Raw genomic sequence first — 14,267 nt, 5'->3', positions numbered from 1 at the left:
GGCTCACGCCGAGTCCCGCATCACCAGCCCGGTCTCGACCCGCACCAGGCGCTTGGGTTCGCGTCCCTCGATCTGCGCGAGCACCATATCCGCCAGTTCCACGCCGAAGCGCTCGATCGGCTGGTGCACGGTCGTCAGCGCCGGGCGCGCGGCCTCGGCGTCGGGGCTGTCGTCGAAGCCGGTGACGGCGATGTCGCCGGGCACGTCCACCCCGCGCAGCCCCAGTTCGAGCATCGCTCCCGCCGCCAGGCAGTCGTTGCCGCACGCCAACGCGTCGATGCCGTAATGCGGCGCGTCATAATCGCCCGCCTGCCCGCGCTCGAAGCGCTCCCAGAGCGTGCGCACCGCATCCCGTCCGTTCGACCGTCCCCAGCCGTCGGCTTCGATGACCAGCGTTTCGTCGTAGTCCTCGCCCATGGCGTCGCGGAAGCCCTCGAGGCGTTCCCTCGAGCAGGGGATGTAGGATGGTCCGGCGATGCAGGCGATGCGCCGGTGTCCCTTGCCTTTGAGATATTCGGTGATCGCGGCCGCGGCGGCGCGGTTGTCGATGTCGACGCAGGGGAAGGGCGAGGCGTCGCCGTAGCTGGCGCCGGAGACGGCCACCGGGATGTCGAGGTCGGCGAAGACCTGGAACAGCGGATCGTCGATATGCATCGAATTGAGGATCCAGCCGTCGGCGAAGCCGGCGCGCGCGAGCGAGGCGATGCGGTCGGAGGCCTCGGGGGAGTCGGCGATCAGGGAGACGAGCTGGTATCCGGCGGCGGAAACCGCCTGGTTGGCGGCCACGAGGATCGTGTTGACGTTCGGATCGGTGGTGATGGTCGCCGCGTCGCCGTGCATGACGAAGGCGATGGTCTCGGTGCGCTGTGTGACCAGCGAGCGGGCGGCGTTGTTGGGCACGTATCGCACGGCTTTGACGGCCTTGCGGATGCGCTCGGCCGCCGCGGGGGAGACATGCGGGTTGCCGTTGAGGAAGCGTGAGACGGTGGCGTAGGAGACCCGTGCCTCGCGCGCCACATCCATGATTGTGGGTTTCGCCATATCGGTCCCTTTCGCGACAAGCCGAATTTGTAAACCTTTACAAACAGTGTATACTACCAAATCGTAAACGTTTACATGTAAGCGTTTACAAACCGGTACCAAGTGGTGAAGAGGTAGCGGTGGGGGACGGAACGGGCCTTGCGCGCGTCCCGTCCCCCATCTTCACGCCACTGATATGCGGAAGAACGGGAACGGGCCATGGGGCCCGCCAAGGAAAGGACGAACGATGAGGTTCCGCCACACTGCACGCACGATGATCGCATTGGCCGCGGGAGCCGCGATGCTGGTCGGGTCCGCGGCCTGCGGATCGAAGAACGAGGGAGGCATCGGCAGCCTCGGCACCGCCGACGAACCCGTCGAGCTGAGCGTGTGGGGCTGGGAGCCCACGCTCAAGCAGGCCACCGCCGCCTTCGAAAAGAAGTATCCCAACATCAAGGTCAAGCTGACCAACGTCGGCACCGCCGTGGAGACCATCACCTCGCTGAACAACGCGATCTCCGCCGGTTCCGGCGCCCCCGACGTCGCGCAGTTCGAATACCACGCCCTGCCGCAGTTCGCGCTGGGCGGCTCCCTCGCCGACCTCAAGGACATGGGCGCCAAGGACTACGCCGACTTCTACACGCCCGGCACCTGGAGCCAGGTCAACATCAACGGCGGCATCTACGGCCTGCCGATGGACTCCGGCCCCATGGCGTTGTTCTACAACAAGGCCGTCTTCGACAAGGCCGGCGTCACCGAGGCGCCGAAGACCTGGGATGAGTATTACGAGGCCGCCAAGAAGATCAAGGCCTTGGGCGACGGGCACTACATCACGGCCGACACCGGTTCCGAAGGCTCCTACACCATGCTCGCGGGCCTCATCTGGGCCGCCGGCGGGCGCCCCTACGAAATCAAGGACGCCGAGAACGTCTCGATCACCCTCGCCTCCGACCCGGCCGTCAAAACCGTGGCCGACTTCTGGCAGAAGCTCATCGACGAGGATCTGATCGACACGACGATCAACTCGTGGTCCGACGAATGGAACCGCGGACTTGGCGACGGCACCATCGCCTCGCTCAACTACGGCGCGTGGATGAGCGCCAACCTGCTGACCAGCGCGCCCGCGGCCTCCGGCGACTTCCGCGTCGCCACGATCCCGCAGTGGGATCCCGACAAGCCGTCCAACGGCGAATCCGGCGGCTCCACGCTGGCCATCCTCGGCTCCTCCAAGCAGCAGGCCGCCGCATGGAAATACATCGACTTCGTCAACCATGAGCGCGCCGGCATCGACGCGCGCGTGGACAACGGTGCCTTCCCCGCCGACCTCGAAACCCTGAAATCCGACAGCTTCCTCAAGGGTTCGGACGCCTTGACCGAATACTTCGGCGGGCAGGCCTACAACAAGGTGCTCGCCCAGGCCGCCTCCGAGGTCGAGGCCGGCTTCTCCTACATGCCGTTCTCCGCGCACGCCATGAGCATCTACGGCGACAACCTCGGGCCCGCCTACCGCAAGTCGGTCACGCTCGAACAGGCGCTCGCCAACTTCCAGAAGGCCCTGACCGACTATGGCAAGGGGCAGGGCTTCACCGTGACCAACTGATTGTTCGGCGCGGTGCGCCTCCGTGGGCTGTGCTGGGGCCGTTGGCCCCGACCAACCCCATCAAGACCGGCGCCGTCCCAGCCGCATATGCGTTCCGCGGCTGGGGCGGCGCCTTTTCATATGCGGAATATGCGTGGAGTGACACTCGGATATACGGATATGCGGACGTGCGGATCGCCCTGCGTTCCGCGCCTTGCCTCGCCCTGATGGCCGGCCATAACGAATATGTATGACGCTGAGAGCCAAGAGTTCTTCCATCGTTCACGCGAAATTGCTAGGTTGGCTGCAACGCAAGGAACGAGGGGAAGGAATCGATATGGCCGAGGATATGACCGAGCGCACTGTAAACCGACGGGACCTACGACAGAACTCACGGTGGAACCTCATCCGCCGCAGGGCGCTCGCCCCGCTGGCCGCGGCCGTCGCCGCGCTCGCGCTGCTCGCCGGCTGCACGGGCGGTTCCACGGGCCAAACCGATGCCCGGAGCCAAGCTGGCGCCGGGAACAGCCAGGCCATCACGGTCAACGACACCGAACCGGCCGCCGGCCTCGTGCCCGCCAACACCAACGACTTGGCCGGATGGAAGGTCGTCACCCTGCTCTTCGACGGACTCGTCACCTTCGACAACGACGGCGGACTGAAATACGTCGGCGCGAAATCCATCGAACCCAACGAGGACGCCTCCCAATACACGATCACCTTGAAGGACGGGCTGAAGTTCTCCGACGGCGAGGAGATCACGGCCGACACCTACGCCAAGGCATGGTCCTTCGCCGCGAACGCCGCCAACGGCATGCTCGGCGCCGCCACGCTTTCCACGATCAAGGGCTACGACGCGCTGCAGGATCCCAAAGGCGACAAGGACGCGCAGCTCGAAGGCATCAGGGTCGTCGACAAGCACACGCTCCAGGTCACGCTCAACGCGCCCGATTCGTCGTTCCCCTACAAGGTCGGCGACATCGCCTATCTGCCGATTCCCTCGACGGCCATCAAGGACATCAAGTCCTTCGGCGAGCATCCGGTGGGCAACGGGCCCTACGCGCTCAAGTCGTGGGACCACGGCCGTTCCATCAAACTCGAACCGAACAAGGCATACCAAGGCCCGCGCAAGGCGCGCAACGCCGGCATCGACTTCCAGATCTACCAAAGCCTCGACGCCGCCTACGCCGATCTGCTCGCCGGGCATCTCGACGTGCTTGATACGATTCCGAACACGGCGTTGGCGACATATCAGAACGAGAAGCGCATCGCTCCGGTCTCCAAGCCCGGCCCCGGTTTCAGCTCATTCACGATCCCGCAGTCCCTGCCGCATTTCCAAGGCGAGGAGGGGCGGCTGCGGCGCGCGGCCATCGCGCATGCCATCGACCGCGAACGCATCGCCTCGAATATCTTTCGCGGTTCGGTGACCCCGGCCACCGACTTCCTCGCTCCCGTCATCAAGGGATATGCGAAGGACCTCGACGCCGACGGCGCGCTCGCCTACGATCCCGCCAAGGCAAAGGAACTATGGGAGAGGGCCGACCGCATCGCGCCGTGGGAGGGTTCGTTCCGCATCGCCTATGCCTCTGACACCACCGACAAGCAGTGGGTGGACGCGGCCGTCAACTCCATCAAGAACGCGCTCGGCATCGACGCGCAGGCCTATCCGTTCCCGACCTCCGCGGAGCTGAGCACCGCCGTCAACGAGCGCAGCGTCGGCGCCGCGCTCAAGTCGGGTCTGCAATCCGACTATCCGCATCCGGAGGGTTATCTGGTGCAGGGCTACGGCTCGGCCTACGCGGACGGCAAGGGCCTTAACAACGGGGACTACAAAAGCGGCGAATTCGACGGGCTCATCGCGAAGGCCGCCGCGAGCACCGACCTCGACCAGTCGATCGATGCGTATCATCAGGCCGAGCGCGTGCTGCTGCGCGACCTGCCCGTGATCCCGCTGTGGTACAAGAACGTCACCGCCGCCACCTCCAAGGCGGTCACATCCGCCCCGTTCAACTACATGGGTGTGCCCGCGTATCACCTGATCGAGAAGTAGTCGGTTTCGGGGTGCAGGCGTTTGCTGATGGGGCGGCCGGAGTTCCTGCCGCCCCATCCTTCGTCTTAGGCGTCCTGATAGCGCTTGCGGGCCGCCTCCCCGGTTAGGTCGAGGATGCGGCCGATCTTGTTCCAAGACATTCCTCGGCCGCGCAGTTCGCGAACCGACTCGGCGATCTGCGCATCCGTGCGCTGCTCGAGTACCCGTTTGCGTAGGGCGAGCCGCCTCAATCGCAGTGCGGGATTGGGGTCGTCATGCGCGGAAGGGGGGAACGGGTCATCGGTTGACTCCATCTCGTCCGCGAGTCGCGCGCCCAACGCCTCGTAATAATCCATGTCGAGCTGCTTTCTATCGGAGGCTCGGTCCTTCGTTTCGCTCATGTCCATTCCTCCGCGATTCTCCAGAAAAGTCGTTCGTATGCTGGCCGTGCCGTCATGGCGTGGCAGATGAGTGTTCTGCCTGCGTAGGGTCCGTCCGGTGCTTCGAAGAAACCTATCTCATACAGATGCGTCACCTCGGTGCCGGGGCCTACGACGATATAGGTCGGTGGGGTCCGCGTCGTGTTGGCGGCGACGTCCTCTCCGAACAGATAAGCGTGGAGGATGTCTTCCTCCGCGACCGGCGGATCATGCCGTCCTGCGACGACGTGAGCCTTGCATGCTGACTTCAGGATGATTGGCTCATCCTGTCTCTGATACGAGGATGACATATCGCAACTCCTTTTGTCAAGTCTATTTGCGAACTTGTGTTGTTGGGATGACGCTTTACTTCGAGCGTTGCATAGAAGATCGCGCGTTGCCAGTGTTGTGGACGGAGGCTGGTCTGACTTCTTGTTTCCTTGGCATCAAGCCGATTTGTGAATGTCTGCTGCGTTGTGGACAAAATCAGGGCATGCGCATGAGCCTTTGCGGTGCAACGGTTTTCTGCAGGCTTTTGGTTGTTCGTGTGCATTGTGGGAATAATGTGGAGGACTTTGTTGGCGCATGGATACAATGGCGAGGCACTAAGGTGGTGCGATTTTGCAGGGAGGGACGTGCGCATGGCTGACGAAACGCTGAAGGCGCCGGAATTGACGCTGAATGACGGGAACCGCACCGTGGTGCCGCAGATCGGGTTCGGCACGTATCAGATCCCGCCCGAGGACACGCAGCGCGCGGTGGAGGAGGCGTTGGAGATCGGTTACCGCCATATTGACACGGCCGCCGCCTATTACAACGAGAAGGAGGTCGGTGACGCTCTCAGGGCCACTGGCATGGCGGATCAGGTGTTTGTCGCCACCAAGCTGCGCAATTGCGACCAGGGGTATGGCCCCACGCAGATCGCCTTCGAGGAGTCCCGCCGCAAGCTCGGCGTGGATGTGATGGGCATGTATCTGATCCACTGGCCGTTCCCGGCCGTCGGCCGCTACCGCGAGACTTGGCGCGCGCTGCTGGAGCTGCGTGACCAAGGCGTGCTGCGCGTGCCGGCAGTGAGCAATTTCCTGCCCGAGCACCTGGCCGGCGTGTTCGAGGAAACCGGCGAGATGCCGGCGGTCAACCAGATCGAGGTGCATCCGCGCTACTCGCAGCCCGAGGTGCTGTCTTACTGCCGCGAGCATGGCATCGTCGTGGAGGCGTATTCGCCGCTTGGGCATGGCGGTGATATGGACGCGGCCCCCGTGCTGGCCGCCGCCGAAGCCCATGACGTCACGCCGGCGCAGGTCGTGCTGCGCTGGCATACGCAGTCCGGCCGCATCATCATCCCGAAATCCAGGCATGTCGAGCGTATGCGTGCCAATCTCGCCGTCGGCGGCTTCGACCTGACTCCGGCCGAGCTGGCCGCCATCGACGCGCTGCATGACCCGGCCGCGCGTGTCAGCGGCGACCCCGCCACCAACGTCAACTCCCAGTCCTGGGCCGACCAGCATTTCCGCGGCAATATTTAGAATTTGTTGGGCTCGCACAAAATCGCCCCTGTTTCCGTTTGTGTGAGCGAAACGCAAGTTTTCGCACAATCGAACATATTGTCAATCGCTGATATTCCAGCGATCTGCAGAAGAGATGTGTTCATTTGGGAACATTGCTTCGCTCGCACTTTCTTATTGAGAATCATTCCGTGTGAGGAGAGACCGATCATAGCGACACTCGAGCGGCTGTCCCGCTCCCCGTTCCGGGCGAAATTCACGCTCAACGGGCAAGACCGTGCCTACGCCAGGGCCAAGGGGCGGGATGTGATCGACCGCCACGCGCACGAGATGCTGCGCGCGCGGGTAGGTGCCGCCGATCCCGAGCGCGATGGGCGCCAGACCCCATGGCGCGGCCATCCCGTGTTCACCGCCCAGCATGCCACCGCCACCTGCTGCCGCGGCTGCATCGCCAAATGGCACCACATCCCCAAGGGCCGCGCGCTCACGGATGCCGAGGTCGACCGACTCGCCGCCCTCGTCATGGCCTGGATCGACCGTGATTTGGAACGGCATCCCGCCATGCAAGATTCTCCGGGCCGCTCCGATGCCAGTGCTGGGAAGGCCGCGGCGTCGAACGATAGAACGTCGCAATCCCAGTCCGCGCAGCCGATGCTTTTCTAGTTTTTGTTTGTTTATCGATGATGTCAGATGCCGGTAATTCGACATGGCATCCTGTTGATGGCCATGGGCGGATGCTCATGATGCCGTGGCTGTCACTGAGAAAAGCCAAGGTCGATTTGTGCATCATGCGCTGCTTTAACGCCAGCAGCTGTTTCGACTGCGACGTTTTTGAAGTATCTCAGGTCCTTGACTGCGACGTTTTTAGATTGGAGCCGTGTTCGTCTGCATCATTATCGATGCGGATTATGCGAGGGAGTCGAAAAGGAATCGTCTTTAGCTTGAGGGCTGAAGATGGCGCAAGCTGGATGCTTTGGCGATAAAAGTATCGTAGCGCGACGGAAAACGCTTGGATGTTTCTGAACAGATGCTGAATGCCGATGGGTGGGCCATGGGCACTTTTATGCGAGCGGGGAGTTGTGGTGGCTCGACTTATCCGTCCCACCAAGCGGACGGATATGGGCGCGGCGGGGCGGCCGGTGGCGTCGCGGGGCTACGATGGGAGCCATGAGCGAGAACATCATGCGAATCATCGACCTTCGCGGTCAGAATCTGTCCCGTGCCGAGCTGCTGGCGGCCATGCCGCGCGCCGCGATGGGCACCTCCGAGGCCACCGATCTGGTGCGCCCGATCCTCGAGGACGTTAAGGAACGTGGCGCCGCCGCCCTGCGTGACTTCGAGGCGAAGTTCGATGGCGTCGCCCCCAAGCATCTGCGCGTGCCCGCCGAGGCCATCACGGCCGCGCTCGACACCCTCGACCCCGAGGTGCGCGCCGCCATCGAGGAGTCCGTGCGCCGTGCCCGCGCCGTCGCCGCCTCCCAGGTGCCGGCCGATTTCCACACCGATTTGGCCGAAGGCGCCCGTGTCGCCGAGCGTTGGATTCCGATCCAGCGCGTCGGCCTCTACGTGCCCGGTGGCAAGGCCGTCTATCCGTCCTCCGTCATCATGAACGCGGTGCCGGCCCAGGCCGCGGGCGTCGAATCGCTGGCCATCGCCACCCCGCCCGCCAAGGGCGACCCGGAGGGCTTGCCGAACAAGACGATCCTCGCCACCTGCGCCATCCTCGGCGTCGAGGAGGTCTACGCGGTCGGCGGCGCCCAGGCTATTGCCATGTTCGCCTACGGCGCCAAGGGCTCCGAGCCGCAGGACGGCGACGTGCTGTGCGATCCGGTCGACAAGATCACCGGTCCGGGCAATATCTTCGTGGCCACCGCCAAGTCGCTAGTCTCCGCCTTCGTCGGCATCGACGCGGTCGCCGGCCCCACTGAGATCGGCATCATCGCCGACGGCGGCGCCAACCCGAAGTTCCTCGCCGCCGACCTCATCGGCCAGGCCGAGCACGATGAGCTCGCCGGCTCCGTGCTCTTCACCGACGACCCGGCGCTCGCCGACAAGGTGCAGGCCGAGCTCAACGTCCGCGTGCCGCGCACCGAGCACGCCGAGCGCGTCCATACTTCCCTGTCCGGTTCCCAGTCCGCCATCGTCCTGACCGACGGCCTCGACCAGTCCATCGACGCGGCCAACGCCTACGCCGCCGAACACCTCGAGATCCAGACCGCCGACGCGGACGCCGTCGTCAAGCGCATCAAGAACGCGGGCGCCATCTTCCGCGGGCCGTATTCGCCGGTGCCGCTGGGCGACTATATGTCCGGCTCGAACCATGTGCTGCCCACCGGCGGCACCGCACGCTTCGCCGCGGGCCTCGGCGTGCACACCTTCATGAAGCCCGTCGAGGTCATCGAATACGACGAGGCTGGATTGAAGGAGCTCGCCGCCCGCATCAACGCCTTCGCCGTCTCCGAGGATCTGCCGGCGCACGGCGAGTGCGTGCTCACGCGCTTCGTCGACGATCCGTATGACAAGGCGACGCTGCGCAAGCAGGAGGAGCAGGCCGGGCTGCGCTGAATGGCGTAGGTGAAGACGGAGGGAGATCCTTCGACTTCGTTCAGGATGACAATCGACTGCCGCCCAGGATGACGCTGCATGTGTCGCTTGGGCGGCACTGTTTGCGTCGTTCAGGATGACTGTGAAACCAAAGGAATCAAGAGAATATGACCACGGATAATAACGCGATTCCCGCGAGCCTGCCGCTGCGCAACGATCTGATCGGCGAGGAACCCTATGGCGCGCCGCAGCTCGACGTGCCGGTGTGCCTCAACGTCAACGAGAACCCGTATGCCCCCGATCCGGCGGTGTGCGAGGCCATCGCTCGGCGCGTGTTCGAGATCGCGCCGAGCCTCAACCGTTACCCGGACCGCGAGCATATCGAGCTGCGCCAGGCCTTCGCCCGCTATCTCAAGCGCGAGTCCGGCGTGGACCTGGCCGTGGAACAGCTCTGGGGTGCCAACGGCTCCAACGAGATCATGCTCCAGCTGTTCCAGGCCTTCGGCGGCCCCGGGCGCACCGTGCTCGGCGCCGACCCGACGTATTCGATGTATCCCGAATATGCCCGCGACACCTTCACCGGTTGGGCGCTCGCGCATCGCAACGCCGACTTCACGCTGAACGTCGACCGCCTGATCGATCAGATCCACGAGGTCAAGCCTTCCATGGTGCTGCTCACTAGCCCGAACAACCCGACCGGCACGCCGTTGCCCTTCGAAGACATCGAGCGCGTGCTCGCCGTCTGCGAGAGTGCCGAGGTCGCCGGCGCAGTCAGCTCCGATGTGCACCCGATCGTCGTCATCGACGAGGCCTACATCGAATTCCGAGACCCGGGCGTGCCCTCCGCCGTCGAGCTCATCGCGAGCCACGACAACCTCGCCGTGAGCCGCACGATGAGCAAGGCCTTCGCCTTCGCCGGCGCGCGCGTCGGCTATCTCGCCGCGAGCCAGGGCATCATCGACTGCGTGCGCATCGTGCGCATGCCCTACCATCTCTCCGCCGTCACGCAGGCCACCGCGCTTGCGGCGTTCGAGCACACCGACGAGCAGCTGGCGCAGGTCGCGCATCTGCGCGAGACCCGCAATGCGACCGCCGCATGGCTGCGCACGCTGACATACCACGGCAAGCCGCTCGAGGTCGCCGAATCGCAGTCGAATTTCCTCCTGTTCGGCGGATCCTTCGCCAACCGCGAGCAGATCTTCGAGGAGCTGTTGAAGCGCGGCGTGCTCATCCGCGTTGTCGGCCCCGAAGGCTGGCTGCGCTTCTGCATGGGCACCGACGAGGAGATGGCCCGCTTCCGCGAGGCGCTTGTGGAGGTCCTTGCCATCGCCGAGTGAGCGATTCGGGGTGCGTCTCAACGACGAGATGCACCCCCTAATGCTCTTTAGCAAACGGCTCCTGTTCTGTGGGAGGCGTCTTTAGACAAATCAGTGTTGCTTTAGCGGGAGGATTGCCCCAGAATTTTTCTGCTGGCTGTAAGCGGTGAAGGTTCTATAACCTGCCAAGTGCTACTCAAATATGGCTCTATAATTGTACAGAAGAACCTTAAATATGGCTCTATAATTGTACAGGAGTGATTATGCTACAGCGTAAAGCGTTGGAACGGCTGGAGTTCTGGCGTCAAAACAAAGCTCAACAGGCTTTGTTGGTTGATGGAGCCAGGCAGGTCGGCAAGACCACGTTGATCGAGGAATTCGGCCGCACGCATTACGAGCATATGGTCGAGCTGAACCTCATCGACAATCCGGAGGCGGCATCCGCCATCCAGAAAGCCGCTACGGCCGATGATGCGTTCATGGCAATAGCCGCATTCGCGCAGGATGACTTGGTTCCGGGCAGAACGCTGATTTTTCTCGATGAGATTCAAGTCTGTGCCGATGTCATCACCATGGTCAAGTTTTTGGTGCAACGGTACGGCCAGTACGATTACATCCTTTCCGGTTCGTTGCTGGGCACCGAGTTGCGCAGCATCCGCTCCGTGCCGGTGGGATTCCTCGACTCATTCACCATGTATCCGATGGATTTCGAGGAATACTGCTGGGCTAGTGGCGTCTCCTCTCAGGCGCTTGACGAAGTATCCGAGGCATTCGATGACCGAAGGCCGGTCAATCAGGCTGTCCACACGAGGATGGGCAAACTGTTCCATGAATACCTGATAGTCGGAGGCATGCCAGCGGCGGTAAACGACTTCATCGCGGAGCATGATGTGCGGCGACTCCGTGCGCAGCAGCAGTCCATCATCGATCGATACCGCCAGGATGTCTCGCAATATGCGGACAGTCTCGCGGACATGCGTTCCATACGTCGAATCTTCGACTTGATACCAGCGGAGCTCAATCAGCAGAACAAACGCTTCCGTATCACGCAGATTGGCAATGGCGCGCGTCTGTCGCGCGAGGAAGACCGATTCCTGTGGTTGGCGGACGCCGGCGTGGCTTTGCCCTCATACAACGTGGACGAACCCCGGTATCCCCTGATGCTGTCCATGAAATCACGGCTATTCAAACTCTTCCTCAACGATGTGGGGTTGCTGACCTGCATGTGCGGCATGGATGTGGTTCGTGACCTGCTCAATGATCGCACCGACATCAATTACGGAGCGCTCTATGAAAACGTCGTCGCCCAGGAGCTCAAGGCTCACGGGTTCGACCTCTACTATTACAAAAACAACGCTATCGGGGAATTGGATTTCGTCATCGAATATCCGCGAGGGCAAGTGCTGCCGCTTGAAATCAAGTCCGGGAAAAGCTATAAGCGCCACAGCGCCTTGACCAAGACGCTCAGCACTGAGAACTTTGCGATTCCCAAGGGCATGGTATTCGCCGAAACCAACGTGGAGACAATCGGCAAGGTCGATTATCTGCCGATCTATATGATCGGGCAGCTGCATAGGAATTGACGGGCACTCCGCCACAACATTCAGCCATGTGGACGACGCGACGCGATATCCACATGGCTGCATTATGCTTGGACAGACCAACGTAAGGGAGAGCCATGGCACGCACCGCACACATCGTCCGCGAAACCAGCGAATCGCATATCGATTTGGAACTCAACCTCGACGGCACAGGCAAAACCGATATCGATACCTCCGTGCCGTTCTACAACCACATGATGAACGCCCTGGGCAAGCATTCGCTGATCGACCTCAAGATCCACGCCCACGGCGACACCGATATCGACGTGCACCACACCGTCGAGGACACGGCTATCGTCTTCGGCGAGGCCCTGCGCCAGGCGCTCGGTGACAAGCGCGGCATCCGCCGTTTCGCCGACGCCACCGTGCCGCTCGACGAAGCACTCGCCAAGGCCGTCGTCGACATCTCCGGCCGTCCTTATGTCGTGTGCTCCGGCGAACCGGAGGGATATGAATACTGCATGATGGGCGGTCATTTCACCGGTTCCCTCGTGCGTCATGTCATGGAATCGATCGCTTTGCACGCCGGCATCTGCCTGCACCTGCAGGTCCTCGCCGGCCGCGACCCGCACCATATCGCCGAAGCCGAGTTCAAGGCCTTCGCTCGTGCGCTGCGGTTCGCCGTCGAACCCGATCCGCGCGTCGACGGCATCCCCAGCACGAAGGGCGCGCTGTGATGACGGACGATACCAACAACACCAACGTCAACGGCACGCCTGACGGCGGCTTCAACCCCGACGACGCCCATTTCTCCGATGAGGAGCTCGAGGCGGCGCTCGCCGATTTCGAGCAGGAATTCGCGGGGGAGTCGGACGGAACCGCCACCGGTGACGATACGAGCGATCCGTCGGCACCCGTCGCACCCGAGGCCGGGGAATCGCCGGATATCCACGATATCCATATGGACATTCCCGACGACGCCTCCGAAATCGACGCCTCCGTTGGCTTCGAAGACGAGTTGCAGGGACTGCTCGGCAACAAGGCCAAGGCGGCGGTGATCGTCACCCGAGTCGCCACGGCCGAACTGCTCGCCGCCTTCTGCCAGCTGTCCGACATCTCCGCCGACTGCCTCGGCTCGCAACAAGGCGCCGTGGCAGTGCTGCGCAACCTCGACGGCGACTCGCCCGAGGCCTCCGCGAAGGATCTGACCACCGTGGTCTCCGGCATGTCCGTCATCCTCGCCGTCAACCGCGCCGACCAGCTCGACGTGACGCTCTACATGCACGGCCAGCCCGGGCAGACCTTCGCGCCGCCGCTGCTGTTCAACTCCACGCCGCGCGTCGTCGAGGACCTGCTGCTCGGCATCACCGACCTCGGCCAGCTCAAGGCGGCGGGGGAGAACGTCGTCGACTCCGCCAGCCTCGACCACAAGGCCGCGATGGAGATCCTCGCCAAGCATACGAGGCTCGGACGCGGCGGCTCCACGCGCGGCTCCAGCGTCGAATGACGGCGGGCGGACCGGGACCCTTGGGGCTTGGCGGACTGACGATGCGACGGCCCGCGAGCCAACGGTCTTGACTCCGCGCAATCCAACTTTCCAACACCGCATAATTCAGCACGAAGGACAGAACCCATGACCACAGCAGTCGTCTTCGACTATGGCTTCGGCAACGTGCGCTCGATGGTGCGCGCGCTCGCCCGACTCGGCGTCGACACCTCGCTCACCTCCGACTACCGTCAGGCGCTCGAGGCCGACGGACTCGTCGTGCCCGGCGTGGGCGCCTTCGCCGCCTGCATGGAGGGACTCAAACGCGCCGCCGGCGACCGCGTGATCTACGATCGCATCCGTGCCGGCCGCCCCGTGCTCGGCGTGTGTGTCGGCGAACAGGTGCTGTTCTCGATCGGCCGGGAGCATGGCGTCGAGACCAAGGGCCTCGGGCTGATCGAAGGCTCTGTTGACCCGCTGGACGCCGATGTGGTGCCGCATATGGGCTGGGACACGCTTGATGCGGCGCCCGGCACATCGCTGCTGCACGGGCTCGAACACGAGCGCTTCTATTTCGTTCATTCCTACGCCGCCCACGCCGCGGCCCCCGCTGACACCAGCGCGATGGAGATCGACCTTTCCGGCGCGGACGAGCATATCGGCTGGTGCGAGTATGGCCGCAGCCGTTTCGTCGCGGCCTACGAGCGCGGACCGCTCGCCGCCACCCAGTTCCATCCGGAGAAGTCCGGTGACGCGGGCGCAGAACTGCTCAAGAACTGGATTGCGACCTTCTGAACCACAATCAGAAGGTTTCACGAAAGACACCAA

The 14,267-nt window shown here is 63.3% G+C and carries 12 protein-coding genes and 1 pseudogene; 10 read left to right on the top strand and 3 right to left on the bottom strand.

The features are described 5' to 3' along the window. Positions 1–3: 3 nt before the first annotated feature. A complete protein-coding gene (locus AC1AUD_RS02460; protein WP_476571709.1) occupies positions 4–1,041 on the bottom strand; it encodes a LacI family DNA-binding transcriptional regulator in 1,038 nt (345 codons plus the stop codon). Positions 1,042–1,267: 226 nt separating this feature from the next. Here AC1AUD_RS02460 and AC1AUD_RS02455 point away from each other — a divergent pair, with 226 nt between their 5' ends. Next, positions 1,268–2,620 carry an ABC transporter substrate-binding protein gene (locus AC1AUD_RS02455; RefSeq protein ID WP_476571707.1) on the top strand — a complete coding sequence of 451 codons (1,353 nt, stop codon included), beginning with the start codon at positions 1,268–1,270 and terminating at the stop codon, positions 2,618–2,620. Between the two features lie 316 nt (positions 2,621–2,936). Further along, positions 2,937–4,649: a peptide ABC transporter substrate-binding protein gene (locus AC1AUD_RS02450; protein WP_476571705.1), complete on the top strand. Its 1,713-nt coding sequence runs from the start codon at positions 2,937–2,939 to the stop codon at positions 4,647–4,649. 65 nt (positions 4,650–4,714) lie between these two features. Here AC1AUD_RS02450 and AC1AUD_RS02445 read toward each other — a convergent pair whose 3' ends face one another. Beyond that, entirely contained in the window at positions 4,715–5,029 is a 315-nt protein-coding gene (locus AC1AUD_RS02445) for a hypothetical protein (RefSeq protein ID WP_476571703.1), read from the bottom strand. Further along, positions 5,026–5,358, bottom strand: coding sequence for a hypothetical protein (locus tag AC1AUD_RS02440; RefSeq protein WP_476571701.1), 333 nt, complete (start codon positions 5,356–5,358; stop codon positions 5,026–5,028). The genes AC1AUD_RS02445 and AC1AUD_RS02440 overlap by 4 nt, the downstream gene beginning before the upstream one ends. 330 nt (positions 5,359–5,688) lie before the next feature. Here AC1AUD_RS02440 and AC1AUD_RS02435 point away from each other — a divergent pair, with 330 nt between their 5' ends. From AC1AUD_RS02435 to hisH, 8 genes and pseudogenes are all read left to right on the top strand, one after another. Further along, positions 5,689–6,573, top strand: coding sequence for an aldo/keto reductase (locus tag AC1AUD_RS02435; RefSeq protein ID WP_476571699.1), 885 nt, complete (start codon positions 5,689–5,691; stop codon positions 6,571–6,573). Between the two features lie 162 nt (positions 6,574–6,735). Further along, positions 6,736–7,113, top strand: a pseudogene (locus AC1AUD_RS02430) (DUF4186 domain-containing protein); the annotation flags it as partial. 606 nt (positions 7,114–7,719) lie between these two features. Continuing rightward, positions 7,720–9,117: a histidinol dehydrogenase gene (gene hisD / locus AC1AUD_RS02425; RefSeq protein ID WP_476571697.1), complete on the top strand. Its 1,398-nt coding sequence runs from the start codon at positions 7,720–7,722 to the stop codon at positions 9,115–9,117. A 146-nt stretch (positions 9,118–9,263) separates the two neighbouring features. Then, the gene (locus AC1AUD_RS02420) at positions 9,264–10,433 is read left to right on the top strand and encodes a histidinol-phosphate transaminase (protein WP_476571695.1); all 1,170 of its coding nucleotides are present in this window, start codon (positions 9,264–9,266) and stop codon (positions 10,431–10,433) included. Positions 10,434–10,675: 242 nt separating this feature from the next. Beyond that, positions 10,676–11,995, top strand: coding sequence for an ATP-binding protein (locus tag AC1AUD_RS02415; RefSeq protein WP_476571693.1), 1,320 nt, complete (start codon positions 10,676–10,678; stop codon positions 11,993–11,995). Positions 11,996–12,090: 95 nt separating this feature from the next. Next, complete coding sequence (hisB, locus tag AC1AUD_RS02410; RefSeq protein ID WP_476571691.1) at positions 12,091–12,690, top strand: imidazoleglycerol-phosphate dehydratase HisB; 600 nt, start codon at positions 12,091–12,093, stop codon at positions 12,688–12,690. Then, a complete protein-coding gene (locus AC1AUD_RS02405) occupies positions 12,690–13,460 on the top strand; it encodes a hypothetical protein (RefSeq protein WP_476571689.1) in 771 nt (256 codons plus the stop codon). The genes hisB and AC1AUD_RS02405 overlap by 1 nt, the downstream gene beginning before the upstream one ends. Before the next feature lie 126 nt (positions 13,461–13,586). Continuing rightward, a complete protein-coding gene (hisH, locus tag AC1AUD_RS02400; protein ID WP_476571687.1) occupies positions 13,587–14,234 on the top strand; it encodes an imidazole glycerol phosphate synthase subunit HisH in 648 nt (215 codons plus the stop codon). The last annotated feature ends 33 nt before the right edge of the window (positions 14,235–14,267 follow it).

This window comes from Bifidobacterium sp. LH_730 (genome assembly GCF_056355835.1).
Note: the sequence above shows the minus strand (reverse complement) of the source record. Positions and strands in the feature narration are given on the sequence as shown.